Annotated in this window: 23 protein-coding genes; 8 read left to right on the forward strand and 15 right to left on the reverse strand. The window is 75.3% G+C overall.

The window, feature by feature from the left end:
- The first annotated feature begins 231 nt into the window (after nt 1-231).
- On the forward strand, nt 232-1,971 hold the full coding sequence (locus tag ACIQ87_RS26605) for an AlkA N-terminal domain-containing protein (RefSeq protein ID WP_402410885.1): 1,740 nt from the start codon (nt 232-234) through the stop codon (nt 1,969-1,971).
- Complete coding sequence (locus tag ACIQ87_RS26610; RefSeq protein ID WP_402410888.1) at nt 1,968-2,477, forward strand: methylated-DNA--[protein]-cysteine S-methyltransferase; 510 nt, start codon at nt 1,968-1,970, stop codon at nt 2,475-2,477. Before ACIQ87_RS26605 ends, ACIQ87_RS26610 begins: the two co-directional genes overlap by 4 nt.
- Before the next feature lie 43 nt (nt 2,478-2,520).
- Here ACIQ87_RS26610 and ACIQ87_RS26615 read toward each other — a convergent pair whose 3' ends face one another.
- Nucleotides 2,521-3,030, reverse strand: a complete 510-nt coding sequence (locus ACIQ87_RS26615) for a GNAT family N-acetyltransferase (RefSeq protein WP_402410891.1) — start codon at nt 3,028-3,030, stop codon at nt 2,521-2,523.
- Nucleotides 3,031-3,074: 44 nt separating this feature from the next.
- On the reverse strand, nt 3,075-3,608 hold the full coding sequence (locus ACIQ87_RS26620) for a MarR family winged helix-turn-helix transcriptional regulator (RefSeq protein WP_402410894.1): 534 nt from the start codon (nt 3,606-3,608) through the stop codon (nt 3,075-3,077).
- Nucleotides 3,609-3,809: 201 nt separating this feature from the next.
- On the opposite strand from ACIQ87_RS26620, the gene ACIQ87_RS26625 reads away from it, so the two are divergent.
- Entirely contained in the window at nt 3,810-5,297 is a 1,488-nt protein-coding gene (locus ACIQ87_RS26625; RefSeq protein ID WP_402410897.1) for an MFS transporter, read from the forward strand.
- Between the two features lie 108 nt (nt 5,298-5,405).
- Here ACIQ87_RS26625 and pth read toward each other — a convergent pair whose 3' ends face one another.
- From pth to ACIQ87_RS26645, 4 genes are all read right to left on the reverse strand, one after another.
- On the reverse strand, nt 5,406-5,993 hold the full coding sequence (gene pth / locus ACIQ87_RS26630) for an aminoacyl-tRNA hydrolase (protein ID WP_402410899.1): 588 nt from the start codon (nt 5,991-5,993) through the stop codon (nt 5,406-5,408).
- 239 nt (nt 5,994-6,232) lie between these two features.
- Nucleotides 6,233-6,865: a DUF305 domain-containing protein gene (locus ACIQ87_RS26635; RefSeq protein WP_402411106.1), complete on the reverse strand. Its 633-nt coding sequence runs from the start codon at nt 6,863-6,865 to the stop codon at nt 6,233-6,235.
- An 86-nt stretch (nt 6,866-6,951) separates the two neighbouring features.
- Nucleotides 6,952-7,617: a DUF3105 domain-containing protein gene (locus ACIQ87_RS26640; RefSeq protein ID WP_392869058.1), complete on the reverse strand. Its 666-nt coding sequence runs from the start codon at nt 7,615-7,617 to the stop codon at nt 6,952-6,954.
- 100 nt (nt 7,618-7,717) lie between these two features.
- Nucleotides 7,718-8,185, reverse strand: coding sequence for a hypothetical protein (locus ACIQ87_RS26645; RefSeq protein ID WP_402410903.1), 468 nt, complete (start codon nt 8,183-8,185; stop codon nt 7,718-7,720).
- A 386-nt stretch (nt 8,186-8,571) separates the two neighbouring features.
- Here ACIQ87_RS26645 and ACIQ87_RS26650 point away from each other — a divergent pair, with 386 nt between their 5' ends.
- Nucleotides 8,572-10,317 carry a protein phosphatase 2C domain-containing protein gene (locus tag ACIQ87_RS26650; RefSeq protein ID WP_402410906.1) on the forward strand — a complete coding sequence of 582 codons (1,746 nt, stop codon included), beginning with the start codon at nt 8,572-8,574 and terminating at the stop codon, nt 10,315-10,317.
- A 72-nt stretch (nt 10,318-10,389) separates the two neighbouring features.
- Here ACIQ87_RS26650 and ACIQ87_RS26655 read toward each other — a convergent pair whose 3' ends face one another.
- From ACIQ87_RS26655 to ureA, 4 genes are all read right to left on the reverse strand, one after another.
- Nucleotides 10,390-10,989 carry a TetR/AcrR family transcriptional regulator gene (locus ACIQ87_RS26655; protein ID WP_402410908.1) on the reverse strand — a complete coding sequence of 200 codons (600 nt, stop codon included), beginning with the start codon at nt 10,987-10,989 and terminating at the stop codon, nt 10,390-10,392.
- A gap of 76 nt (nt 10,990-11,065) precedes the next feature.
- A complete protein-coding gene (locus tag ACIQ87_RS26660; RefSeq protein ID WP_402410911.1) occupies nt 11,066-12,115 on the reverse strand; it encodes an agmatine/peptidylarginine deiminase in 1,050 nt (349 codons plus the stop codon).
- 44 nt (nt 12,116-12,159) lie between these two features.
- Nucleotides 12,160-13,881 (reverse strand): urease subunit alpha, encoded by a 1,722-nt coding sequence (locus tag ACIQ87_RS26665; protein ID WP_402410914.1) that lies wholly within the window; start codon nt 13,879-13,881, stop codon nt 12,160-12,162.
- The gene (gene ureA, locus ACIQ87_RS26670; protein WP_402410917.1) at nt 13,878-14,588 is read right to left on the reverse strand and encodes an urease subunit gamma; all 711 of its coding nucleotides are present in this window, start codon (nt 14,586-14,588) and stop codon (nt 13,878-13,880) included. Before ureA ends, ACIQ87_RS26665 begins: the two co-directional genes overlap by 4 nt.
- Nucleotides 14,589-15,282: 694 nt before the next feature.
- Here ureA and ACIQ87_RS26675 point away from each other — a divergent pair.
- Both ACIQ87_RS26675 and ACIQ87_RS26680 read left to right on the forward strand, forming a co-directional pair.
- Nucleotides 15,283-15,657 carry an ATP-binding protein gene (locus ACIQ87_RS26675; protein ID WP_392869044.1) on the forward strand — a complete coding sequence of 125 codons (375 nt, stop codon included), beginning with the start codon at nt 15,283-15,285 and terminating at the stop codon, nt 15,655-15,657.
- A gap of 423 nt (nt 15,658-16,080) precedes the next feature.
- Nucleotides 16,081-18,348 (forward strand): SpoIIE family protein phosphatase, encoded by a 2,268-nt coding sequence (locus tag ACIQ87_RS26680; protein WP_402410921.1) that lies wholly within the window; start codon nt 16,081-16,083, stop codon nt 18,346-18,348.
- A gap of 33 nt (nt 18,349-18,381) precedes the next feature.
- Here the strand turns inward: ACIQ87_RS26680 and ACIQ87_RS26685 are convergent, their stop codons facing one another.
- The 5 genes from ACIQ87_RS26685 to ACIQ87_RS26705 all read right to left on the reverse strand — a co-directional run bounded on the left by ACIQ87_RS26685 (nt 18,382) and on the right by ACIQ87_RS26705 (nt 23,479).
- A complete protein-coding gene (locus ACIQ87_RS26685; RefSeq protein WP_402410923.1) occupies nt 18,382-19,437 on the reverse strand; it encodes a DUF2637 domain-containing protein in 1,056 nt (351 codons plus the stop codon).
- Nucleotides 19,438-19,651: 214 nt separating this feature from the next.
- Nucleotides 19,652-20,572 carry a (2Fe-2S)-binding protein gene (locus ACIQ87_RS26690; RefSeq protein WP_402410926.1) on the reverse strand — a complete coding sequence of 307 codons (921 nt, stop codon included), beginning with the start codon at nt 20,570-20,572 and terminating at the stop codon, nt 19,652-19,654.
- 160 nt (nt 20,573-20,732) lie between these two features.
- Nucleotides 20,733-21,575: a hypothetical protein gene (locus tag ACIQ87_RS26695; protein WP_402410929.1), complete on the reverse strand. Its 843-nt coding sequence runs from the start codon at nt 21,573-21,575 to the stop codon at nt 20,733-20,735.
- A gap of 263 nt (nt 21,576-21,838) precedes the next feature.
- Nucleotides 21,839-22,687, reverse strand: coding sequence for a hypothetical protein (locus ACIQ87_RS26700; RefSeq protein ID WP_402410932.1), 849 nt, complete (start codon nt 22,685-22,687; stop codon nt 21,839-21,841).
- 174 nt (nt 22,688-22,861) lie between these two features.
- The gene (locus tag ACIQ87_RS26705) at nt 22,862-23,479 is read right to left on the reverse strand and encodes an NTP transferase domain-containing protein (protein WP_402410934.1); all 618 of its coding nucleotides are present in this window, start codon (nt 23,477-23,479) and stop codon (nt 22,862-22,864) included.
- A 215-nt stretch (nt 23,480-23,694) separates the two neighbouring features.
- Here ACIQ87_RS26705 and ACIQ87_RS26710 point away from each other — a divergent pair, with 215 nt between their 5' ends.
- Nucleotides 23,695-24,474, forward strand: coding sequence for an HNH endonuclease family protein (locus tag ACIQ87_RS26710; protein WP_402410937.1), 780 nt, complete (start codon nt 23,695-23,697; stop codon nt 24,472-24,474).
- Between the two features lie 83 nt (nt 24,475-24,557).
- Nucleotides 24,558-26,126 (forward strand): alpha/beta hydrolase, encoded by a 1,569-nt coding sequence (locus tag ACIQ87_RS26715; RefSeq protein ID WP_402410940.1) that lies wholly within the window; start codon nt 24,558-24,560, stop codon nt 26,124-26,126.
- Nucleotides 26,127-26,132: the final 6 nt, after the last annotated feature.

The raw sequence follows: 26,132 nt of genomic DNA on the forward strand, positions 1-26,132 counted from the left end.
CAGGCCCGAAGCCGGTGGCTGGTGGGTCCAGTGGGTTTGGTGGGTCCAGTGGGCCGAGAGCCGGTGGTGATGGGCTCGTGGGCCATGGGGCTATCGGCCGTGGGCCGTGGGTTACGGCCCCAGCGGGTGGCGGGTGGCGGGTGGCGGGTGGCGGGAGGCGGGAGGCGGGAGGGTGGGGGAGGGGGGAGGGTGGGGGAGGGGGGAGGGCCCCCGAAGTGGCGATCAACGGCAATGTCCGATTTCCGCCAGTCACCCCCCACCCAGTGCCGCAAACTGGACAGCGTGATCGACGACGACATCCGGTACCGAGCCGTGGACAGCCGCGACGCCCGCTTCGACGGGGTCTTCTTCACGGCGGTCACCACCACCGGCATCTACTGCCGTCCGAGCTGCCCCGCCGTGACTCCCAAGCGCGTCAACTGCGTCTTCTACCCCAGCGCCGCGGCCGCCCAGGGCGCGGGTTTCCGCGCCTGCCGGCGCTGCCGCCCCGACTCCGTGCCGGGCTCGCCCGAGTGGAACCACCGCGCCGACCTGGTCGGTCGCGCGATGCGGTTGATCGGCGACGGCGTGGTGGACCGCGAGGGCGTCGACGGCCTGGCCGGCCGCCTCGGCTACAGCGCCCGCCAGGTGCAGCGCCAGCTGACCGCGGAGCTCGGCGCCGGCCCCATCGCGCTGGCCCGCGCCCGCCGCGCGCAGACCGCCCGCCTGCTCCTCCAGACCACCGAACTGCCTGTCACCGACATCGCGTTCGCGGCCGGCTTCGCCTCGGTCCGCCAGTTCAACGACACCGTGCGCGAGGTCTACGACCGCACCCCCAGCGGCCTGCGCGCCGAGGTCGCCGCCGGCCGCCGCGGCGCGACCCCGGCCGGCGGCCTCACCCTGCGCCTCGCCTACCGCGGTGCGCTCGACAGCGAGCACCTGATCGACTTCCTCGCCCTGCGTGCCGTCCCCGGCGTGGAGGAGGTCGTCCCCGGCGCGCGCCCCGGCGTGCGCGTGTACCGCCGCACCCTCGCGCTCCCGTACGGCCACGGCATCGCCGAGGTCGAGGGTCTGGCGCCGGGCGAGCCGCTCACCCGCGGCTGGCTCGACTGCCGCCTGCTGCTGACCGACCTGCGCGACCTGCCGACCGCCGTCCAGCGCGTGCGCATCCTCTTCGACCTGGACGCCGACCCGCTCGCGGTCGACGAGCAGCTCGGCGCGGACCCGCTGCTCGGCCCGCTGGTCCGCGAGCGCCCCGGTCTGCGCTCGCCCGGCCACGTGGACCCGCACGAGCTCGCCGTCCGCGCCGTCCTCGGCCAGCAGATCAGCGTCGTCGCCGCCCGTACCCTGGCGGGGCGGCTCGCCGAGAAGTACGGCACTCCGCTGCCCGAGCCCAGCGGCGGCCTGCGCCTGCTCTTCCCGACCGCGGCGGCCCTGGCCACCGCCGACCCCGAGGACTTCGCGATGCCCGCCGCCCGCCGCCGCGCGCTCACCGGCCTGTGCGCCGCGCTGGCCGAGGGCGTGGTCCGGCTCGACAGCGGGGTCGACCGGGAGGACGCCGCGGCCGGTCTGCTGGCGCTGCCCGGCATCGGCCCCTGGACGGTCGGCTACCTGCGGATGCGGGCCCTGGCCGACCCGGACGTCTTCCTCCCGAGCGACGTAGGCGTCAAGCACGGCCTGCTCCGCCTCGGCGCCGCCGGGGACCCGAAGTCCGCCGCCCGCGCCGCCGAGGCCTGGGCGCCGTGGCGCTCCTACGCCGTCCACCGGCTGTGGGCCGGTCCCGCCGGCACGGGCCCCGCCGGCATGGACCCGGCCGGCACGGGCCCCGCCGGCATGGACCCGGCCGGCACCGGTCCCGCCGGCATGGACCCGGCCGGCACCGGTCCCGCGACCACCGCCCCCGCGAGCACCGGCATCAGCATCAGCATCAGCACCACCAGCGCCACCGGCATCAGCGCCACCAGCACCGGAACGGAGAACGAACGAGCATGAGCACCACCGTCTACACCACCATGGAGAGCCCCTTCGGTCGGCTGCTGCTCAGCGGGGTGCTGCCGGAGGACGGCGGCCCGGCCGCGCTGGCCACCGTCACCGTGCCCGGCCAGAAGTACGCGCTGGCCGAGCCCGCCGACGACTGGGTGCTCGACCCGGAGGCGCTCGCCGAGCCGGTGGCGCAGCTGACCGACTACTTCGCGGGCAAGCGCACGGGCTTCGACCTCCCGCTCGCGCCCGAGGGCACCGAGTTCCGCCGCAGGATCTGGGCCGCGCTGGACGAGATCCCGTACGGCACGACCGTCACCTACGGCGAACTCGCCGTGCTGGCGGGGCAGGAGCCGCGCATGGTCCGGGCGGTCGGCGGCGCGGTGGGCGCCAACCCGCTGCTGATCGTCCGCCCCTGCCACCGGGTGCTCGGTGCCGGCGGGGCGCTCACCGGCTTCGCCGCCGGCGTGGACCGCAAGCGCTGGCTGCTGGACCTGGAGAGCGGCACCCTGTTCTGACCGCCGGGCCCGAGCGCTCAACCCGAGCGCTCAACCCGAGCGCTCAACTCCGCAGTTCCACCCGCCAGTTGTTGCTGCGCATGAACCGCCCGGGCGGGAACTCGAAGTCCGTCTCGCCGAGCAGCGTGAACCCGGCCTTCGCGCACACCGTGTTGGAGGCCGGGTTGTCCACCGACGGGAACGCGTGCAGGTGGGGGTGGGCTGCCTCGCGGCGGGCGGCCGCGACCGCCGCGCGGGTGGCGGCGACGGCGATGCCCCGGCCCTGGTGGCCGGGCAGCACGTTCCACCCCATCTCGTGGACGGTCCGTCCCTCCCACGTCCGGGTGCCGTAGCCGACCGACCCGACCGCCTCGCCCTCGGGCAGCAGCACGATCCGGTACATGCAGCCGAGCCCGGACGGGACGAAGTCCAGGTAGCGGCGGTGCCGTACGAGCAGTTGCTCCTCGCTCTCCGGCCCGCCGACGTGCTTCTTCATCTCCGGCGTGTTGATCCGGCGCAGCAGCGCGAGGTCGCCGTCCGCCCAGGGTTCGATCCGTACCTCTGCGGTGGTCATGCGAGGGACGGTAACGCCGGGCGAGCCCCGGCGACCATCGGTTTTCACCCGGCTGCGGGCGCCTGCTCGGTCCCGGCGCCCGGCTGGCCGGCGCCCGGCTGGGCGAGGGCGCGGGCGAGCTGGTCCAGCGCGGGCAGCGCGCCGACGACCGCCGCGCGGTCGGCCGGGTCGAGGGTGTCGAGCGCGGCGGCGATCCGGCGCTCGTGGGCGCGCTGCCAGTCGTCCAGCTGCCGGCGTCCGGCCGGGGTGAGGGCGATCCGGGCGGTCCGGCGGTCGCCGGGGTCGGCCTGGCGGTCCACGAACCCGGCGTCGAGCAGCTTCCCGACCAGCCCGCTGACGGTGTTGGGGGCGAGACGCTGCCGCGCGGCCAGCTCGCCGACCCGCAGTGGGGCGGCGGCCAGTGTCTGGAGGAGTTCGACCTGCGCCATCGGCAGGGACTCCCACGGGTAGTCGGTGCGGATGCTGCTGCGCAGCGCGCGGCGCAGCCGGGTGACGGTGTCGGTCAGCTGTCGGGCGTGCTCGACCGCCGGGTCGGGGCTTCCGGTGGCGGGGTCGGGAACGTGTGGTGACGACGGCATGGCGGACAGCGTATCGCCTGGTGCGGGGCGGTTCTGCGGCCGGTTCGGGTCCTGTGGGCGCGCTGGCTCGCGGCTCTGTTGCGGGCCTCGCGGCAGGTGTCCTCCGGGTGCCGTCCGGCACTGTCCGCACCGTGGGACGCATCCTGTCGCAGAGCGATCCGCTCGTAGCACGAACATATCTGTATCCGATATATTCGTGCCATGAACGCCGCCACCCTTGCCTCGCGGCTGCTCACCGAGCGGCCCCGGCCGCGTGGCATAGCCGGCTGGCGCCACGCCCACTGGCTCGCCGTCGGCACGGTCTGTCTCGGCGCCTTCCTCGGCCAGCTCGACGCCAGCGTCATCGCCCTGGTCTTCCCCGCGCTCGGCCGCCACTTCGACGCGGGCTTCGCCGCCGTCGAGTGGGTCGCCCTCGCCTACCTGCTGGTCCTGGTCGCCCTGCTGGCCCCGATCGGCTGGCTGTCCGACCGGGTCGGCCGCAAGACGATGTACATCGGCGGCTTCGCGGTCTTCGGCCTCTCCTCCCTCGGCGCCGGATTCGCCGGCAGCCTCTGGGTGCTGGTCGGCTGCCGAGCCGTCCAGGCGGTCGGCGCCGCGATGATGCAGGCCAACAGCGTCGCCCTGGTCGCGCGCGGCGTCCCCGGGCACGCGATGCGACGCGCGCTCGGCATCCAGGCCTCCGCCCAGGGCCTCGGCCTGGCGCTCGGGCCCAGCCTCGGTGGGCTGCTGGTCGAACACGCCTCGTGGCGCTGGGTGTTCTGGGTCAACGTGCCGATCGCGGTGTTCGGCATCCTGGCGGGTTGGTACCTGCTGCCCCGCACCCGGACGGCCGACGCCCCGGCCCACCTCCCCACCGGCGCCCCCACCGTCGTGCCGGGCCCACGCCGGACCGCGCACCGCGAACCCCGCGAGCCCGCCGCCCGCTTCGACCTGCCCGGCATGCTGCTGCTCACCGGGGCGACCACCTCGCTGCTGCTCGCGCTGTCCACCGCCTCCGGCCTGCCCCTGCCCGGCTGGGCGGTGGGCGCCCTGCTGCTCGCCTCCGCCGTGCTGGCCCTGGCCCTGGTGCGTCAGGAGCGCCGGGCCGCCCGGCCGATCCTGGCGCCCGGACTGGTCAACACCCCGGGCGTGCGCTCCGGCCTGGTGGTGGCGCTGGTCGGCTACCTGCTGCTGTTCTGCCCGCTGGTGCTGGGCCCGGTGCTGCTCACCGGCGCGGGGGTTTCGACGGCCCACGCGGGCCTGGTGGTCACCCTGCTGCCCGCCGCGTTCGCGTTCGCCGCGACGGTCGGCGGCGGGCTGCTGCCCAGGGGCTGGTCGGACGTGACCAGGTGTCGCGCCGGTGCGCTGCTCGCGGCCGGCGGACTGCTGCTGTTCGCCCTGCTGCCGGCCTCGGACGTGTCGGCGCTCCCGCTGTCGGCCGCCGGCTACGGGCTGGGCCTGCTGCTGCCCGCCAACAACGCCCTGGTGATGCGGGCGATCCCGGCGCAGTGCTCGGCGGTCGGCGGCGGCATGGTGAACATGGCCCGCAGCCTCGGTACGGCGCTCGGCATGGCGCTCTCCGTGCTCGGTGTCCACCTGGCGGGCGCCGAGTCCGGTGGGCGGACGGTGCTCTTCGTCCTCGCCGCCGTCGCGGCCGCCGCCGCGCTGCTCACCCGGCCCGCCCGGCCCGCCCGGCCCGCTCGCTCCTGAGCCCCGCGAACCGCGCCCAGCGAACCGAGTCCCGCGAAACCACGCTCAGTGAACCGAGCCCCGCGAACCGCGCCGGGGCGCCCTGGGACGGGCCGGCAGAACCGGACCCTAGGCGTCCGTACGGGCGTTCAGGATGTCCTGGGCCCGGTTCAGGCCGCGCCGCACCAGGGTCTCCAGGGCGTCCGCGCAGCGGTCCAACTCGCCTGGCATGGCGGCCAGTTCCTCATCCGAGAACTTCTTCAGCACGAAGTCCCCGACGCTCTGACCCTTCGGCGGACGGCCGATGCCGAACCGCAGGCGGACGAAGTCCCGGGTGCCGAGCACCTCGCCGACCGAGCGCACGCCGTTGTGGCCGCCGGGTCCGCCGGCGCGCTTGAGCCGGGCGGAGCCGAACGGGAAGTCCAGGTCGTCCTGCACCACCACGAGCCGCTCGACCGGGACGCCGTGGCGGCGCAGCAGTGCGGCCACCGGGCGTCCGGACAGGTTGATGGACCACAGCGGCTTGGCCAGCAGCACCCGGCGGCCGTCGACGTCGATCTCGGCCACCCGGGTGGCGATGCCGCGGCGGCGGAACCGGGCGCCGTGGCGCTCGGCCAGGCGGTCCACGGCGAGGAAGCCCGCGTTGTGCCGGGTGAGCCGGAACCACGGGCCGGGGTTGCCCAGTCCGGCGATCAGCCAGGGGGCGTCGGGGGTCATGCGGAGGGTCTCCGGGGGGTGTGGGGGAGGACGGCGGACGGCCGGAGCGCGGCGGGGACGGTACGGGACCGTCCCCGCCGGCGCCCCGGCCGTCCGGGAAACGCGCGGAACACGCCGTACGCGCCGCACAAACGGCACAGGCGGCATGCACGGCACACGCGGCAATCGCGGCACACGTGGAGCTCGCGAAACACACGACATGCGCGGAACACGCGGAGCGCGCGCCCGCGGACGACCGCTCAGGAGGCGGGCACGCCGGGTTCGGCGCCGCGCTCCTTGAGCATGTCGGTCATCAGCTGGAGCTCGGAGGTCTGGGCGACCACCATCGTCTGCGCGAGCCGCTTCTCGGAGTCGTTCCGGGCCTTGTCGACGTAGCCCTGGGCCATCTCGACGCCGCCCTTGTGGTGCTCGATCATCAGCTGGAGGTAGAACACCTCGGCGTCCCGCCCGCTGAGCGTGCGCAGCTTCGCGATCTGGGTGTTGGTGGCCATGCCGGGCATCAGCGAACCGTCGTGGGCCTGGTAGTCGTGGCCCATCTTCATCCACGCCATCGGCGTGGCGGTCGAGTGCTGGGACAGCCCCCACTGGTCCAGCCAGCCCATCATCATCCCGCGCTGGTTGGCCTGGGTGTTGATGATGTCGAAGGCCAGGGTGCGGGTCGGCTCGTCGGCGGTCCGGTCCCGGACGACGAACGACAGGTCCACCGCCTGCTGGTGGTGGGTCGCCATGTCGCGGGCGAACCCGGCCTCCGGGGAGTCGTCCGCGGGGACGGACAGCGTGGACGAGCCGGACGCGGAGGTCCCGCTCGCCACCAGGGCCGGCACCCCGAGTGCCAGCGCCACGGCGGCGGCCAGCGCGGCCGGCCACCACATGCGGCGGCGGCGCGGGGCCCCGCCCTCCTCGACGGCGTCCGTCGCCGCCGGGGCGGACGCGTCGGGGCGGCCCGCGTCGGCGGCGGTCACATCTGCCCCATGGTGCAGGAGGCGCCCGGCTCCTGGGTCTGCTTGCCCTGGACGTACTTGGTGAAGAACTCCTCCACCCGCGGGTCGGTGGCGCTGTCCACGATCAGCTGGGTGCTCCAGGCGTTCAGGGTGATGGTGCCCTGCTCGTCCGGGTACGGGCTCATCATCGAGTACGGGGTCTTCTTGACCTTGTCGGAGAGGATCTTGAGGTCGTCCGGGGTGGCCTTGCCGTTGTACGTCACCCAGACCGCGCCGTGCTCCAGCGAGTGGACGGCGCGCTCGTTCTCGAGCGGCTGGTCGTAGACGTGGGCCATGCAGTCGGCCCAGATCGCGTTGTGGTCGCCGCCGACCGGCGGGGTCATCGGGTAGGTGACCTTGTCCTTGACGTGGGTGCGGCTCAGGTCGCCGAAGGTCTTCACGCCCGGGATGTCCGCGTTGGCGGCGACCTCCTTGTCCTTCTTCTTCTGGTTCTGGTCCATGACGATCCAGGTGCCGGTGGCGATCGCACCGACCACCAGCACACCGGCCGCCACCGAGGCGACGATCTTGTTGCGGCGGTCGCGGCGCTGCTCGGCGGCGCGCAGCTCGGCGATCCGGGCGCGGCGGTCGAGGCCGTCCTGCTTGCCGCCGGGCTTGTTGGACTGCTTGGAGGCGGAACCCATGGTGGTCGTCCTTGTCCCCGCCGCACCGGTCGGTGGCGGCGGTCAGCTGGAGTGAGTGGAAGGGCGGATCCGCCGGCGGCGCGCCGGCGGCGGGTTCCACTCAGGACCGTTGGACCTGGAGTTCGTGCAGGTCGGGAACCGGGTGCGCGCCGTCCAGCAGACCGGCGGGCGCCACCCGGGGCGGCGCCTCGGGCGCGGCCGGGGTCAGCGGTGACACGGCGGGCTGCGGCTGCGGCGGCGGGTTCGGCAGCTGGGCGTCCTGCGGGCAGAACGGGTGGCTGGAGCAGCCGTTGTTGCGCGGCGGCTCGCCGCCGGCGGTGCAGAGGATCCAGTGCCCCTGCTCCTCGGCCGTCCGGTGGTGGTCCGAGGACTTCGCGGACTTGGTGACCTTCGCGGCGCGGCCGGTGTAGGAGGTCTGCCCGGTGGCGACCTGGACGCTGACCACGCTGACCACGGTGACGGCGCTGACCGGGGCCCGGGGCGGCGTCGGATGGCCGGAGCCGTCCGCCGCCTTCGACTGGCCCGCGCAGGGCAGCAGCGTCAGCAGGGTGACGAGCAGCAGGACCAACAGCCCACCCGCCGGGCGGCCCGCGGATGCGGCCCTCCCCGGTCGGGGCGAACTGGGGGCCGACGCGGTCATGCGCACATTTAATCAGCCGAACGAGTGATGCGATGCCCCCCATCGGCCCCCATTTTCGGCGGCCCGCGCGCCCGGATGACCAGGAAACGCCCTGCTCCGGACACATCCGGCAAGCACGGACGGAACGGAAGCGGACGAACCGGTGACGCACCCGGTGCGGTCCGGCGAACCGGCTGGTGAGCGCGGTGGCCGGGACTTTCCGGTGGGTGACCGGTTGTCGCCGAAACCCGGACAGGGTCCTCGTGGGTGGAGAACAATGTCGTCAGCCCGGCCCGCCGGGGCGGCGCGACCACGGAACGACCAGGAGCCGCCAGATGAGCAAGCAGGGTGCACCCGCGGAGCCGCACCGGCCGGACGACGGCTGGTGGGACGCCGTCTACGACGGTCCGGCGGGCACCCTTCCGGACACCCCGCACGCCGACCCCGGGGACGGCAGCGTGGACGACTGGTTCGACACGGCGGTCGGGCTCATCGGGCAGCAGCGGTCGGCGGAGCCGGAGCCGGAGCCGGCGTCGGCGTCGGTTGCCGAGGCTGCGGCGGAGCCTCCTGCGGACCCCGACGCCCCGGCGGGCCCGGACACCCGGGACAGCATCGACGACTGGTTCGACACCGCGGTCGGCGTGATCGGCGGCGGATCGGTGGGGATCGGGCGTCAGCGGACCTCCACGGAGACCCACCGGTTCCCGGCCCCCGCCTTCGCCGACGACACACCGAGGGCCGTGTCCGCACCGGAACCCGAGCCCGAGCCCGAGCCGGCGCCCGAGCCCGCGCCCGTCCCTGAGCCGGCATCGGCAGCCGAACCCGCCCCGGAGCCCACGGCCGTACCCGTCCCGGACCCGGTCTCGCCGGAGAAGCCCACCCCGCCGCCCACTCCCGAGCCGGAACCCGAGCCCGTCCCGGACCCGGAACCCGTCCCCGAACCGGAACCTGCTCCCGAACCCGAGCCGGAACCCGAGCCCGTCCCGGAACCGGCACCTGAACCCGAGCCGGAACCCGAACCAGAACCCGAGGCCCCCGCCCCCACCCCCGAGCCCGCCCCCACCCCCGAGCCCGAACCCGTCCACACCCCCGAGCCCGACCCCGAGCCCGCGGTCCAGGCCGTCCTCGATCCCCGTCTGGCCGTCCGAGCGCCGCTCGCCGACGGCGGCGCCGCCGTCCCGCACGTCGGCGAACGCCCCCCGACGTACGGACCAGAGCCGACCGCCGTACCCGAGGCGGACCCGGGCGCCCTGCACGCCCTCGTACCGGACACCGTGCTGGACGGCGCCCAGTACGGCTCCACCGTGCTGCGCGCCGCCTCCGTCCGGGGCGACTCCGCGCGCTACCGGGGCGAGCCGCGCCGCGACGCCCTGCTGGTCACCCGCTTCGGTGAGGGCCCCGACGGCCTGCTGCTCGCCGTCCTCGGCGGTTTCGACCGTACGGGCGGCGGCGCGGAGGGCGAGGCGCCCGCCCCGGAGGCGGTCGCGGCCGCCACCGGCGAGGCGTGCGACCAGCTCGCCGCCGCGATCGGGCGCAGCCGGGCCGGTCTGGCCGCCGACCTGCGTGACGGCGCCCGCGACCGGCTCCGCTACGGCCTCCAGCGGCTGGCCACCGGCGCGGCCGCCCCGCTGCGCGCCCTGGCGCCGCGGCCTGAGGAGACCCCGTCCCCGGCCTCGCTGCACTGCCTGCTGGTGTCACTGGACCCGGAGGCCGGCTACCGCGCGGCCTTCGGCGTCGGCCCGGGCGGGCTCTACCTGCTGCGCTCCGGCCACTGGATCGACGCGTACGCGGCCCGCCTGCTGCACCACCCGGACGGTCAGCCGCCGGTGCCGGAGGCCCCGGTGCCCGGCCCGCGCCCGTTCCGCTTCCGGCTCGTCCCCGCGACGCCGGGCGACATCCTGCTCCTCTGCACTCCGGGTCTCGCCCGCCCCGTCGCCGACGAGCCGGCCGTCGCCCACTTCCTCTCCACCCACTGGACCCACCCCCACCCCCCGGGCACCGTCGACTTCCTCCGCCAGGTGCAGGTCCGTGCCAAGGGCTACGCCGACGACCGCACGGCCGCCGCCATCTGGACCGAGTGACACCACACCGGCCAGGCCAGGAACAGCCGGGACCACACCGGCCAGGCCCGGAGCAGCCAGGCCCGGGGCGCGTCAGACGCGCAGCAGGATGCCGGTGACGGCGGTGGCCTGGGTGAGGGCGGCGGGGCGGTGGGCGTCCGGGAGGCCGATGGCGACGGGGACGGCGAGGCCGTCGAGCAGGGCGCGGATCTGCACCGCGCGGTCGGCGGCGGGCCCCGGGGTGAAGTGGCCGGCGGCGGCGCCCTCCTCGATGAGGGCGACCAGGTCGGCCTGCCAGGGGGCCTCGATCTCCTGCTGGCCCCGGCGGATCTCGGCGCTCGCGGGGGAGCGGCCCCACACCTCGACCCAGAGGATCCAGCGCGGGTCGCCCGGGCCCTCCGGCAGGTACAGGCGCAGGTAGGCGTCGAGGCGCTGCCAGGGGTCGAGGGCGTGGTCGGCGAGGGCCTCGCGGCGGCGGGCGCCGAGCTGGTCCTCGCTCCAGCGGAGGGTCTCCAGCAGCAGCTGGTCCTTGCTGCCGAAGTAGTAGAGCAGGTGTCCGGCGCTCATCTGGAGCTGTTTGCCGAGCCCGGCCATGGTGAGCTTGGCGAGCCCGTGTTCGGCGATCGCGGCCCGGGCGGTGGCGAAGACCTCCTCGCGGGGGCGGGCCGGCCGGCGCGGGCGGGGGTCGGCCATGTGCGGGTCTCCTCGGTGGAACGGCGCTCGGAAGGCTACCCGGGCGGGCGCGCGGGGCGCCCGCCCGGGTGGGGCGTCAGAGCGCCTTCGGCTGCTGCTGGGTGATGCAGTGGATGCCGCCGCCGTTGGCGAAGATCTCGCGGGCGTCCACGAGTTCGACGGTGCGGCCCGGGTAGGCCTCGGCGAGGATCGCGGCGGCCTCCTGGTCGCGCGGGTCGTCGAAGGCGCACAGGACGACCGCGCCGTTGGCCACGTAGTGGTTGATGTACGAGTAGTCGACCGGCTCGCCGTCCTCGTCCAACAGGACGGTGGGGGCGGGCAGTTCGATGACCTCCAGCGGCCGGCCCTGGGCGTCGGTGGAGGCGCGCAGGACGGCGACCAGCTCGCGGCAGACCTCGTGGTCCGGGTGCGAGGGGTCGGGCTGGACGTGGGCGACGACGACGCCCGGGCGCACGAAGGAGGCGACGATGTCGATGTGCCCGCGGGTGCCGAACTCGTCGTAGTCGCGGGTGAGTCCGCGCGGCAGCCAGATCGCCTTGGTGGTGCCGAGGAAGGCGTGCAGCTCGGCCTCGACCTCCTCCTTGGTCCAGTCCGCGTTGCGGCCCTCGCCGAGCTGGACGGTCTCGGTGACCAGCACCGTGCCCTCACCGTCGACGTGGATGCCGCCGCCCTCGTTGATCAGCCGGGAGGCGAAGCGCTGAACCTCCGTCAGTTCGCTGATGTGCTCGGCGATGTGCTGGTCCTTGTCCCAGCGGGCCCAGGACTGCGCGCCCCAGCCGTTGAAGATCCAGTCGGCGGCGGCCAGCGAGCCCTTGCCGTCGATCAGGAAGGATGGGCCGATGTCGCGCATCCACGCGTCGTTCAGCGGGCGCTCGACGATCTCGACCCGCTCGGAGACGTACTTGCGCGCCTCCTCCGTCTCGCCGGTGTTGACGATCAGCGTGACCGGCTCGTACCCGACGATGGTGTCGGCGACGGCGGCCCAGGCCTGGCGGGCGGCGTGCAGCTGCTCGGGGCCGTCGAACGTGGGGTTGGCGGTGGGGAAGGCCATCCAGGTGCGCTCGTGCGGGTGCCACTCGGCGGGCATCCGGTAGCCGAGCGAGGCGGGCGTGGGGGTGGTCATCATCAAGTCCTAAGGGAATCCTGGGCCTTGGCCGGGTCTTCGGGGAGTCAGAGGAAGTAGAGGCGGCTGAGCGAGACGCTGTCCGCGGGTTCGGAGCGCAGCGGCGAGCCGTCCAGCGAGACCAGCCCGGTCTCGGTGACCTCGACCCGGCCGATACGGGCGTTGCGCACCATGTCGCGCGGCCCGATGCCGCGGGTGTTGCGCACGCCGACCCGGCGGCGGCGGGTGGGCAGCCCGTCGGCGGCCTGGTCGAGGTAGGCCCCGTCGGCGGCGGCCTGGGCGACGAAGGCCACCGAGATGTCCGCGGCGGTAGCGCCGTGGGCGCCGAACTGCGGCCCCAGGACGAGGGGTTCGCAGCGGTCGGTGGAGGTGTTGGGGTCGCCGACCACGCCGTACGCGGGGAAGCCGGCCTTGAGGACCAGCTGCGGCTTGGCGCCGAAGTGGTCCGGGCGCCACAGCACGATGTCGGCGAGCTTGCCGACCTCGATCGAGCCGACCTCGTGGGAGAGGCCGTGGGCGATGGCCGGGTTGATGGTGAGCTTGGCGATGTAGCGCAGCACGCGCTCGTTGTCGTCGCCGCCCTCCGTCGTCCCGTACGAGCCGGTGCCGTCGAGCGGGCCGAGTTCGGCCTTCATCTTCCCGGCCATGGCGAAGGTGCGGCGCACCGTCTCGCCGGCCCGGCCCATGCCCTGGGCGTCGGAGGAGGTGATGCCGATGACCCCGAGGTCGTGCAGCACGTCCTCGGCGCCCATCGTGCCGGCCCGGATGCGGTCGCGGGCCATCGCGGCGTCGCCGGGCAGGTCGGGCTTGAGGTCGTGGGCGGAGACGATCATGTCGTAGTGCTCGCCGAGGGCGTCCCGGCCGAACGGCAGCGTCGGGTTGGTGGAGGAGCCGATGACGTTCGGCACGCCCGCCATCTTCAGCACGTTGGGGACGTGCCCGCCGCCGCAGCCCTCGATGTGGAAGGCGTGGATGGTCCGGCCGTCGAGGACCTTCAGGGTGTCCTCGACGGAGAGGCACTCGTTCAGGCCGTCGGTGTGCAGGGCGACCTGGACGTCGTACTCCTCGGCGACCCGCAGCGCGGTGTCCAGGGCGCGGGTGTGGGCGCCCATGTCCTCGTGCACCTTGAAGCCGGACGCGCCGCCCTCGGCCAGCGCCTCGATCAGCGGGGCCTCGTCGGAGGACGAACCGCGGCCCAGGAAGCCGATGTTGACGGGCCAGGCGTCGAAGGCGTTGAAGGCGTGGCGCAGTGCCCAGGGGGAGTTGACGCCGACGCCCCAGACCGGGCCGAACTCCTGGCCGATGATCGTGGTGACGCCGGAGGCCAGCGAGGCCTCCATGATCCGCGGCGAGAGCAGGTGGACGTGGGTGTCGATGGCGCCGGCGGTGGCGATCAGGCCCTCGCCGGAGACGATGGTGGTGCCGGTGCCGACGACCACGTCCACGCCGTCGAGGGTGTCCGGGTTGCCGGCCCGCCCGATCGAGGCGATCCGGCCGCCGATCAGGCCGATCGAGGTCTTGCGGATGCCCTGGGCCGCGTCGATCACCAGCACGTTGCTGATCACCACGTCGCAGGTGTCCCGGACGGCGGCGGGCTTGAGGTGCAGGCCGTCGCGGGCGGTCTTGCCGAAGCCGGCCAGGAACTCGTCGCCGGGCGCCTGGGAGTCGGACTCCACGCGGACGATCAGTCCGCTGTCGCCGAGCCGGACGCGGTCCCCGGCGCGCGGGCCGTGGACGGCGATGTAGTCGTGCGGGGTGATCGAGGTCATTCCCCCACCTCCGGGTCGTCGAAGCCGGTCAGGTAGCCGGTCGCGCGGGCCTTCGCCAGGGCGGCCTCCTTGGCGCCGGGCGCGTCCAGCGGGCCGTCCACGAGTCCGGCGAAGCCGATCGCGACCCGTTCGCCGCCGATCGGCACCAGGCCGACCTCGACGGTGGCGCCGGGGTCGAAGCGCACCGAGGAGCCGGCCGGGACGGCCAGGTGGGTGCCGTAGGCGGCGGCCCGGTCGAAGGCCAGGCGCGGGTTGGCCTCGAAGAAGTGGAAGTGCGAGGTGACCGAGATCGGCACCCCGGAGGTGTTGTGGACGGGGAGCAGCAGCGTCTCCTCGACCGGGTCGTAGCCGGCGCCGTCGCCGATCAGCGCGCTGCCGGGGGCCTCGTCGCCGAGCGAGCCGGCGCCCTTGAACGGGTCGTTGACGACGGCGAGGCGGGTGCCGTCCTCGAACACGGCCTCGACCTGGACGACGGTGACCACGTCCGGCACGCCGGGCAGCACGTCGGCGGCGGTCAGCACGGAGCGGCCGGCCTCGATGGCCTCGGCCAGGCGCCGGCCGTCGCGGGCGGCCTCGCAGACGGTGTCCGCGATCAGGGCGGTGGCCTCGGGGATGTTGAGGCGCACGCCCCGGGCACGGCGGGCGCGGGCCAGCTCGGCTGCTGTGAAGATCAGCAGCCGGTCCCGTTCGGTGGGGGTCAGTCGCACGGTTCCTCGCTCGCGGGTCGTCGGGCCCCTCGGGCAGGCAGGGGGCGTCGGCTCGGGCCTCGGGGGCCGCCCGGGGCGATGTTAGAACGTCGTTCAAACATCTCGGGTCATTGAACCCGGACCGGGCCGCCCTGTCCAGCGTTGCCGCTCCGCGGGCGTTCGGCCTGCCGGGCGGGGGATGGGGGTGAGGGCCGGTGGGGGAGCGGGGGCGACGGCTCCGACGGGGCTCCGGACCGGCGCCCGGGCCCGGCGCGCGGCGGGAGCGGGGCAGGGGGCGCGTGGTCGGGCGTGCGGTCCGTACGGGCGCCGGGTGTGCGCGGGATCGGGCGGGGGCGTCCTCGAAAACGGCCTCTGCGCTTCGCAAACCTGCCCGGCGCGGGCAGTTGGATCACGCGAACCACCCCGTGCCCCTTTCACCCCACGTGATCGGACGCACACTGTTGCAAACGCCGTCAACTGGGCATGAGGATGAGTGGTCAGAACGAGGGGGCCACCCGGCCGGCGGGGGATCCGGAGGCGGGGGGCCCGGATTCCAGGGCGGGGGCATGTGTTGATGGACGGTCAGTCGCGATTCCCGCGGCAGCGGACGAGTTCCGGCGACGCCTACCGGTCCGGGCCGGTCCAGGGGCCGGCCGCCGGCACCGGGACGACCCTGCCGGGCACACCGGCTCCGGGTTGTGCCTTGCACCGGCGGTTGCACCTCACGCTCGACCCGGCGGACCTGGTCGGGGTGGGCGCGGTCAGGCACCGGCTGCGTTCGGCGCTGAGTCACTGGGGGGTGCCGGAGCTGTCCGACACCGCCGAGCTGCTCTCCTCCGAGCTGGTCACCAACGCGCTGCTGCACACCGGCAAGGGCGCGGTGTTCGACGCGGTGCTCGGCACGGACCACCGGCTGCGCATCGAGGTGCAGGACGGCACCAGCAGACTTCCCGGGCGCCGCCGCGATCCGGAGGCCGAGTACGCGACCTCGGGGCGCGGCCTGCAGCTGGTGGAGGCGCTCGCGGACTCCTGGGGCGTGCAGCTGCGCGGCGACGGCAAGGTCACCTGGTTCGAACTCGCCACGCCCTGAGCCGCGCACTCGTCGACGCCCGGGACCTGCGTCGTTACGGTTCCGGGCCGCCATCGCCGGTATGGTCGTACGATTGTTCGTCGGCGATTGATTCGCTGTCGAAGCAAGCCCTGAACGGAAGGCGGAACGGAAGGTTTCCGGCCCGTTGGCATTGCCGCTCGGCCGAACATTGGCCAGGATGGTGGGAATGTGTGTCCACGTGCGGGAAGCAGCGGGGAGACCGAACCTCGACTGGCCACCGTCCGTCGCACCGTCCTATCCAGCACGACCCATCACACCGCCACGCGGCCCGTCCGGACGGTCGGCGCGGTCCGCCACGGCAGCGGCAGGAGCAGCATGCCCACTGAGCCCGAGTCGCCGGGGCCGGCGCTTCCTCCCGGAGCGTCGCCCGTCGTCGAGCCGCGAACGGTAGAGCCGAGAGCCGTGGAGCCGGGAGCCGGCGGACCGCGCGTCGCCGAGCAGCCCGGCGCCCCGGAACCGCGCACCCCCGGGAGCGGCCGGGTCAGGCCGCCCGCCCAGCCCTCGCGCCGCGGCTCCGCGGTGCGCCCGTCCCCGAGCCTCGCCGCCGCCCGGCTGGCGCCCGTGCTCTCCGGGGGGCTGCCGCCCTCCACCGCCGACACCATGCCGGACTGGCTGGAGCCCGCGATGGCCGCCAACGGCATCGGCTCCTTCGACTGGGACATCCGCCGCGACGTCCTGGAGGGCGACCAGCGGGCCTGCGCGATCGTCGGCCTGGACGCCCTGGAGCGGGTCCGCTTCGACCGCACCGCCGCCTCCTTCCTGACCCTGCTGCACCCCGAGGACGCGCCCGTGGTGCGCCGCCGGGTCGAGCGCGCGGTCGCCGAGCTGGGCCAGTGCGGCGCCTACTACCGCACCGTCGGGGCGAACGGCGGCATGCGCGCGGTGCGCTTCCGCGGCCGGGTGCTCGCCGACGCCTTCGGCCGGGCCTCCCGGATGGTCGGCTTCGTCTGGGACGCCACCGTCGAGCTGCACAAGCGCGACCACGCCGACCGGATGGCCCTGCTGCGCGAGGAGCGCTCCCGGTTCATCAAGGAGGCGGCGCGCGCCCTCTCCGAAGCCGTCACCGTGCGTGACGTGGCCCGGGTGTTCACCGAGCTGCCGCTGCCCGGACTGCCGCCGGACGGCCTCGTGCTGGCCTCCTTCGAGGCCGGACGGGCCCAGATCCTCGGCGCCTCCGGCTACCGCGCCGACACGCTGGCGGTCTGGGACCGCACCGTGCTGCCGGCCGGCCACCCGGCCGCCGAGGCGCTGCGACACCGGGCGCCGGTCTTCGTCTCGACCCGCGAGGAGTTCCGCGAGGGCTACCCCGAGGTGTGGGAGCCGACCAGCCGCGGCGGCCGGGGCTCCTGGGCGTACCTGCCGCTGGTGGCCAGCGGCCGGGCTATCGGCGTCTGCGTGGTCAGCTTCGACGACGAGCGCGAGCTGGACGCCGACGAGCGCACCCTGCTGTCCACCCTGGGCGGGCTGGTCGCCCAGTCGCTGGCCCGGGCCCGGCTGCACGACGCCGAGCACGAGCTCGCGGCCGGCCTCCAGCGGGTGATGCTGCCGCGCACCGTCCCGTCCATCCCGGGCGTGACCACCGCCGTGCGCTACCTCGCGGCCGGCTCCGGCCTCCAGATCGGCGGCGACTGGTACGACGTGGTGCCGCTGCCCGGCGGGCACGTCGGCCTGGTGATCGGCGACGTCCAGGGCCACGACGTGCACGCCGCCGGGATCATGGGCCAGCTGAGGATCGCGCTGCGCGCCTACGCGGCCGAGGGCCACCCGCCCGCCGCCGTGATGGCCCGCGCCTCCCGCTTCCTCGCCGACCTGGACACCGACCACTTCGCGACCTGCACCTACGCCGAGGTCAACGTGGACTACGGCGTGGTCTACGCGGTGCGGGCCGGGCACCTCGACCCGGTGGTGCGCCGCGCGGACGGCACCGCCGCCGTGGTGCCGGTGGCCGGCGGGCTGCCGCTGGGCATCGACCCGGACCAGGAGTACCGCGTCACCCGGTTCAGCCTGGACCCGGGCGAGACGGTGCTGCTCTGTACCGACGGCCTCGTCGAGGCACGCGGCATGGACCTCGACGAGGGCATCGCCCGGCTCACCCGGACGCTCGCCCGCCCGCTGCCGGACGCCGCCGAGGCCGCCCACGACCCGCTGGAGGAGCTGGCCGACCGGATCGCCTCCCAGGCCGCCGACTCCAGCGAGCGCGAGGACGACATAGCGCTGCTGCTCCTGCGCTGGGACGGCCCGGCCGGCGGCCTGGCCGCCCAGCAGCTGCGCCGCCGGATCGGCCAGGCCGACCTTGCGCGGGTCGCCGAGGTCCGGGCCGAGCTGCGCGACGCGCTGCGCCGCTGGGGCGTCGCCGAGTTCATCGACACCGCCGAGCTGCTCTCCTCCGAACTGGTCACCAACGCCATCCGGCACACCGATCGGGACGCCATGTTCACCGCCCGGCTCTACCGGGAGCCGGAGGCGGACGGCGGCCGGGCCCGGCTGCGGGTCGAGGTGGAGGACGAATCGGACCTCTGGCCGACCCGCCGCACGCCCGGGGAGCAGGCCTCCTCCGGACGCGGGCTGATGCTGGTCGAGGCGCTCGCGGACTCCTGGGGCGTGGAGCCGCGCGGCTCCGGCAAACGGATGTGGTTCGAGCTCAGCGGGACGGCGTCGGCGGCGGCCTGAGGCCCCGTCGGCTCAGGCCCGGTGCCGGGAGGCTCAGCCGAACTGCTGCTCGAGGTCCTTCAGCTTGCGCTCCAGCACCTCCAGCCGGGGCAGCGGGACGGTGTCGTCCTCCAGGGTGAGGTCGATGGTGCGCCGCTCCGGACGGGCCGGTGGGCCCGGCTGGACGACCGCGCCCCCGGCCGGCTCCACCTCGCGCTCCGCGGAGACCCGTTCCACGTCGGGACGGGCCGCCCCGGCGGCCGCCGGGGGCTCCGCGCCGGACTCCAGCCGCCGCGGGCCCGGCCCGCCGCCGCGCCGCCAGGCGCTGTGGGAGCGGTTGATCGCCCGGAGCTCGGCCCGTTCCCGGCGCCCGGCCAGCCTGCGGCGCTGCTTCTGGACGGCCCGCTCCCGCCTGTCCTCGCGCACCTCGTTCACCGCCTCGTCCAGGCTGCGGACGTTCTCCAGCAGCATCAGCGACCAGGCCGCGTAGGTCTCGCGCGGGGCGCGCAGCCAGCGGACGATGCGGATCTGCGGCAGCGGGCGCGGCACCAGGCCCTGCTCGCGCAGCGCGGCCTTGCGGGTCTGCTTCAGCGCCCGGTCGAAGAGGATCGCCGCCGAGATCGACATGCCGGAGAAGAACTGCGGGGCACCGTCGTGCGACACGCCGCGCGGGGCGTGCACCCAGTTGAACCAGGCCGAGGCGATCGCGAACACCCAGACCAGCAGGCGGGAGCCGAGCGCGGCGTCACCGTGGCTGGCCTCGCGGACGGCGAGCACCGAGCAGAACATCGCGGCGCCGTCCAGACCGAACGGGACGAGGTACTCCCAGCCGCCCGACAGACCCAGGTTCTGCGCGCCGAAGCCGACCAGTCCGTGGAAGGAGAGGGCGGCCGCGACACCGGCACAGCAGAACAGCAGGGTGTAGGAGGCGCCGCCGTAGAGGGATTCCTTGCGGCGGCGCCGGTCCTCGGAGCGCTCCCAGGAATCAGGACCGGCGGTGGTGGGCGAGGCGGATCCCCGGCTGCGGAACAGGGCCACCAGCAGTGCGCTGACCAGCAGCCCCACGACCACGGTGATCGCCCACCCGAGCGGTATGTCGGACAGTTTCATCGCCGGAACCGGCCTCGCTTTCCTGCGTCGCGCTCCTGTGCCGTGATGGCGGGGACCATCATGGCGGATGCCCGGCGGGGGAACGGCGGATTCGCCGGCAATGCGCTGAGGAGAGGGATTTCTGACCCGGTGACGATCACACTGTCATAGGAAAGCGCGGCGGATTGTTCCTGGAATGACGGGCTTTTCGAACCTGATATCGGACAGGTTTTCGTCAACGCCGCGTGACGCGAGGGCAGCCGGCACACATGTCCTGCGGATCCGCGGTGTAGACGAGGCAGCAGCTGGCCCGGGACCGCTCCGGGCCCGGGGCGCCGCCCTCCCCGGGTGCCGGGGACGCGAAACCGGCGCCCGGGGTGAAGGGGGCCGGAGCGGGCGCGGGCCGGTCACCCGCGCCCGGCGTGTGCGCGGGGTCGAGGGGCTCGCCGGGCGCCAGCAGCGCGGACAGTTCGGCGCGCGCCCGCTCCGGCTCCCCGAGCAGCCCGCCCGCGTAGCAGAGCCCCTCCACCACCGCGTCGGTGGCCATCGCCCACAGCACCCGGGGTCCGCGCCGCGCCTCCGGGCCGAAGGCGGTGAGCACCGGGGTCAGGAAGGCGCCCAGTGCGGACCGCAGCGCGGCGGCCAGCGCCGACTCGTCCGGCACCGCCCCGGCCTGGCCCGCGCCGGCCGCCGGATCCTCCGGCAGGCAGGTGAACTCCGCCGGGCGGACGGTCAGTTCGACCGCGTCGGGGTGCCGGCGCAGTGCGACGTCCCCGGGCGTGAGCAGCGGGACGCGCCGCTCCAGGAACCACGGCAGAGTGAACAGCAGCGAGACCGGCCAGACGAAGCGGTGCAGCCCGAAGCCGGCCGCGACGTCCGGGCGCAGCGGCCGCCCGTAGCGGGCGAGGCCCTGCCGGGCGTCGTGGGCGATCAGCTCGCGCACCGCCTCGGGGCGGACGGCGAGGTCGGCGGCGGTCAGCCAGCCGTCGCCGCGCCGGGGCCGGGCGCAGCGCACCGTCAGGATGGGGGTGAGTCCGGACAGCCGGTGGTACGAGGGCGCGCCCGGGGTGGTGGGCGCGGGAGCGGGGACGGGGGTGCGCGAGCCGGTGGTGCGGGGGGCGCGCGGCGTGGGGCCGGGCCGGGTGCTCGCGGTCATGGGCGGCCCCATCGGGTCGACCGGGGCGCCGATGGTCCGCCCGGCGGTGCCCGGCGGCGGTGGTGCGCCGGACGCGGCCGGACCGGGGCATGGCGGTGCCCGGGGAACGGCAAGGCGACCTGGCCGGGGTACTGCTCCCCCCGGCCAGGTTAGCCTCACCTTAGCTGATTGTCCCCCCGGTCTCGCTCGTGATGCGCCCGTCCGTGGGAGCCCCCGGCGTACGGCGGGGCCCCAGCTGGCGCGCGAGCCAGACCGGCACTCCGCCCAGGGCGGCCACCAGTCGGGCCGCCTCGGCCCGCAGCCGCGCGGCCTCGGGCGGCTCGGACACCTCGGCGAGCGCGGCGAGCGCCGGCGCCACCCCCACCGTGAAGCCGAGTTGCTCGCGCAGCCGCAGGGAGGCGTCGAAGCCCTCCCGGGCGTTCCCCCGGTCCCCGCGGGAGAGCGCCAGTGCGGCCAGGTGTCGCCAGGTGTACGAGCGCAGCAGCTCGTCCCCGCGCTCGCCGGCGCCGTCGTGCGCCCGGCGGTAGGCGATCCAGGCTGCGCTGCGGTCCCGCAGCAGGTTCTCGGCGACCAGCCCGCGCCGGAAGTCCAGCAGCGGGCGGCCCGGGGCGTCCGGCGGCAGCAGGGCCGAGGTGCGGCCGAGCGCCGCCTGTGCCTCGTCCAGCCGGTCCCGCGGGCCGAGCACGCTCGCCACGTACGCGAGGAAGCCGCGGGCGCAGGCGGCGCCCGCGCGCTGTTCGGTGCCGGAGGCCAGCGCCTCCGCCAGGCGCAGCGCCTGCTCCGCCTGGGTCCAGTTCGCGGCGGTGAACAGGCACTGCTCGATGAGGAGTTCGGCCCGCCCCAGGGCCGCGGCCGGGTCGTGCTCGGCGGCCGGTCGCAGCAGTTCGGCGGCCTCCTGCCAGCACCCCCGGGACCTCAGCCGCCACACGGTGTCACCCGGCTCCTCCGCTGCCGCCCGCCCCCGCCCCTCCGGGCCGCTCGGGTCCCATCCGTGCTCCGACAACGCCACCTCCTTGTGTGCGCCATCCGGCAAGGGCGCGGACCCGCCCCTGAGGCCCTGCCGCCACGACCCGTGCGCATGACGACGACAGGGCGAAAGGCCCGCGCTGTGGCCGCAATTCAACACGGGGGTGAGCTTGTGCACCAGATCACGAGCGAAGGTTGTTGCTTTTGGAGGAGAAATGATCTAGGGGTGCGCACGGGAGGAGACGCGGAGGAGAGGGAAGCGGGCCGCCCACCGGGCGGCCCGGTGGGTCAGCCGGTGGGTCAGGAGGTCCAGCCGGTCTCCATCAGGGCCTCGGCGGCGCCGTTCGCGGGCTGCGGCACACCCGCCAGGTCCAGGCTGAACAGGGCGACCAGCAGCTGTTCGCCGCGCACGGTGGCCTGGTGCGAATAACCCGCGAGGGTGAACATCGCGGCGGCCATCTCCTCGGCGTGCAGGGTCTGCAGCCACAGGCACTCGACCGACTTCACGTCGGCGGGCTCGGTCCAGGTGTCCACCTGGGCGACCATCCGGCTGCCCAGCAGGGTGACCCCGTCGCGCTCCTGGGCCTCGGTCAGCTCCAGGTCGTCGAAGCCGAGCCACTCCAGGTAGCGGGCGGCGGTGAACACCGCGTCCTGCGAGGTACGCACCGGGTGCGGGCGGAACGGCGTGCGGTGGCGGAACGGGCGGGAACGGCCGGCCGCGGGCGGCGCGGGCGGGGCCGGGGTGGGCACGTTCACCGGATGGGCCGGGTACGGGCGGGCGGCCTGCGGGCCGGGGGCGGCGAGCGGGGCGGCGGTGCCGGTGCCCAGCCGGGTGGTGCGGTCGACCGGCAGCCGGACGGTGGCGCCGCAGTTGCAGGTGAACTCGGGCTGCGGCCACTGGTCGGAGCGGCCGCAGTGCGGGCAGCGCATGCTCAGCCAGGAGTCCTCCCAGGAGCGGAAGCGCACCTGCACCGGCACCCCGCCGCGCAGCAGCGGCACCTTGAGCGAGGCCCCGCACGGGCAGGGCAGGGACGGCGGTTCGTAGAGGTGTTCGCGGCGGCAGGCGGGGCAGCGGATGGCCCGGGCGCCACCACCCGGCCCCGGCCGCGTGGGGTCGTGTCCGGTGAAGTCGTCGGGCAGTCCGGCCATCGCGGGCTCCGTCCGTCGGTGTCGGGTGGGTGGGACGATTCCCATGCTCCCCGAAATGTCCGGCGCCGGGCGCGGAATGGGGCAATCCTCAGGGACGGATCAGGGGCTCCTGGCCACCTGGGTAGGGGCCGAATCCTTCCGGAGGGGGATGCCCGGCGGGTCGGACCTGGACGTTCATCCCGCGGACCAGCGGGCCAGGTCGGCGGGGGTGTCGAGGTCGTCGGGGACGGCGACGTCGGCGCACTCGACCAGGACGAGCTCCGCCGCGTGCGCCGTCAGCAGGGCGCGGGCCCCGGCGTCGCCCCGGGCGCCCGCCGCCGCCTCCGCGAAGTGCCGGGCGCCGATCAGCACCGGGTGCCCGCGCCGCCCGCCGTAGGACGCGGCGGCCAGGTCGGCGCCCGCCCGGTGGGCGGCCAGCAGCCGGGCCACCGCGGCCGGGGTGACGCCCGGGGTGTCCACCAGCATCACCAGCGCCGCCGAGGCGTGCGGCGGCAGCGCGGCCAGGCCGGCCCGCAGCGAGGTGCCCATGCCCTGCTTCCAGTCCGGATTGCCGACCAGCCGGCAGCCCGGCAGGTGCGCGGTGGCCCGTACCCGGTCGCCCTGCGCGCCCAGCACCACCGTGACGTCCGCGCAGCCGCCGGCCCGGACCACCGCCGCCGCGTGCTCCACCAGCGGCCGGCCCCCGTACCGCAGCAGTGCCTTGGGGCGCCCGCCGAGGCGGCTCCCGCCCCCGGCGGCGAGGACCAGGGCGGCGACCGGGCCCCGCCCGGCGGGTGTCGGTGGTGTCTGCATGGGGTCAGCCTGCCCGGTCGGGACCGGGGCGTGCACGGCGGGGCCGAGGGGGCGCCGCCGCGTCCGGTGGCCGGACGCCCTCGCGGGGAGGGCGGTGTGAGCGAGTGTGAGCTTCGACATGCTCCGGGCCGCCGCGTGGCGTCGGCTTGACCTGCTCTCGGGGCGGCTGATCTGCTGGTTCGCCGTCACCCCGCCCCTGATCCCGGGAGTTCTCCGTGCCCGCCCGCCGCTCCACGCTGTCCGCCGCCACCGTGTTCCTGATATGCGCGCTCGCGCTGGTCGGATGGTTGATCGGCGGCCGCGACCACAAGCCGACCGGCCCCAAGGCCGACGGCGGCACCGCCGCCCCCGCCACCGGAGCCACCGGCACCAGCCCGCTGCAGAACCCGGACGGCACCAAGCCCGGCCTGGCGCCGCTGACCACCCCCGAGGAGCAGAAGGCCGGCCGGGACGTCATCGCCAAGGTCGCCACCGCCGCCGCCGGCACCAAGGACGGCTACGACCGCAACGAGTTCGGCCCCGCCTGGACGGACAACGTCGACGGCGTCCCGTTCGGCGGCAACAAGTGCGACACCCGCAACGACCTGCTCGCCCGGGACGGCACCGGCGTCGAGCACAAGGACGGCTCGGACTGCACCGTCACCGCGATGACCATCTGGGACCCGTACACCGGCAAGAGCGTCCAGTGGACCAAGCAGCAGGCCTCCAAGATCCAGATCGACCACGTGATGCCGCTGTCCTACGACTGGCAGATGGGCGCCAGTAAGTGGGACAAGGCCAAGCGCGTCCAGATCGCCAACGACCCGCTCAACCTGATCCCCGCCGACGGCTCGCAGAACGCCTCCAAGGGCGACTCCGGCCCGGCCACCTGGCTGCCCGCCAACACCGAGATCCGCTGCTCCTACGCGGTGCGCTTCGCCCAGGTCTCGCTGAAGTACCAGCTGCCCGTCTCCGAGGCCGACAAGAAGGCCATGCTTCAGCAGTGCGGCGGCTGACGAAACGTTAATCCCGTGAAGCCGGGGGCGGGTGCGGTGTGCGCGGGGCGCGTGCCGGGTGGTACTTGTGGGCGGTGGCCCCGATGATCCCCCGGCTTCCCCGCCCGCCCGGGCGTACCCTGCCCGCCCTCGCCGCCGCCCTCGCCCTCGCGCTGCCGAGCGGCTGCACGGGCAGCGCCCCCGCCCCGCCCGACCGGCCGCCGCTGGCCGAGCGGGTCGCCGCCACCGCCGCGCCCGCCCTGCGCGCGCTCTACGACCAGCGGATCGACTGGCGGCGCTGCCCCGGCGAGGACGGCGACGACCCGGACCGGGCCGCCGTGCGGTGCGCCACCCTCAAGGTCCCGCTGGACTACGCCGACCCGGGCGGGCCCACCGTCGACGTCGCCCTCGCCATGGTGCCCGCCGCCGACCGCGCGCACCGGCTCGGCGCCCTGCTGCTCAACCCCGGCGGCCCCGGCAACTCCGGTGTCGACATGGTCCGTTGGGGCTGGAAGGGCTACCAGGGGCCGCTGCACGACCGGTACGACCTGGTCGGCTTCGACCCGCGCGGCGCCGGGGACACCACCCCGGTCCACTGCCTGGACGACCGCACCCGCGACCAGTGGGACGCCACCGACGACCCGGCCTACGACCACGGCCGGGTCCTCGCCGAGGCCTGCCGCGCCCGGCACGCCGACCTGCTCCCGCACCTCGGCACCCGCGACACCGCCCGCGACCTCGACGTCCTGCGCGGCGCCCTCGGCGAACGCAGGCTGGACTTCCTCGGCTTCTCCTACGGTACCCACCTCGGCGCCGCCTACGCCGAGCAGTTCCCCGACCGCACCGGCCGGCTCGTCCTCGACGGCGCCGTCGACCACGGCGCCCCCGCCGCGCGGCTCGGCACCGAACAGGCCGCCGCCGCCGAGACCGGGCTCCGGGCCTTCGCCGCCGCCTGCGCCACCGACGACGGAGCGGCCTGCCCGCTCGGCGCCGACCCCGCCGCCGCCCCGCAGCGCCTCGCCCGCTTCCTCGACGGGCTGCGCGACCACCCGCTGCGCGCCGCCGACGGCCGCGCGCTCACCGCCGCGCTCGGCTGGGACGCCGCCCTGGACGTGCTCTCCGACGGCCACCGCTCCTGGCCCCGGCTGCGCGAGGCCCTCGGACCGGCCGTCACCCGGGGCGAGGCCGAGGGCCTGCTCGCCCTCGCCGACGGCGCCGACCACCGCGACGAGGACGGCCGCTACCGGACCCCGGCCGACGCCTACGCCGCCATCTCCTGCGCGGACGGCCCGCCCCCGCCCACCGACGCGGAACTGCGCCCGGCCCTCGCCGAACTCGCCGCCCGCGCCCCGCTGGTCAGCGGCCACGACCCGGTGGGCACCCTGCTCGACCCGGACTGCCGCGCCTGGCCCTTCCGCAGTCCCGAGCCGCCGCGGCCGATCCGGGCGGCGGGCAGCGCCCCGATCCTGGTGATCGGCTCCACCGGCGACCCGGTCACCCCGTACGCCTGGGCGCAGCGGCTCGCCGGCGGGCTGGAGCACGGGGTGCTGCTCACCCGGGACGGCGACGGGCACACCGGGTACGACAAGAGCGGATGTGTCCGGGACGCGGTGGCCGCCTACCTGGTGGACGGCCGGCTGCCGGCGGCCGGGACGCACTGCCCGTCCGACTGAGGAACC

It is taken from the genome of Kitasatospora sp. NPDC096204 (genome assembly GCF_044763205.1).
Taxonomy (GTDB): Bacteria; Actinomycetota; Actinomycetes; order Streptomycetales; family Streptomycetaceae; genus Kitasatospora.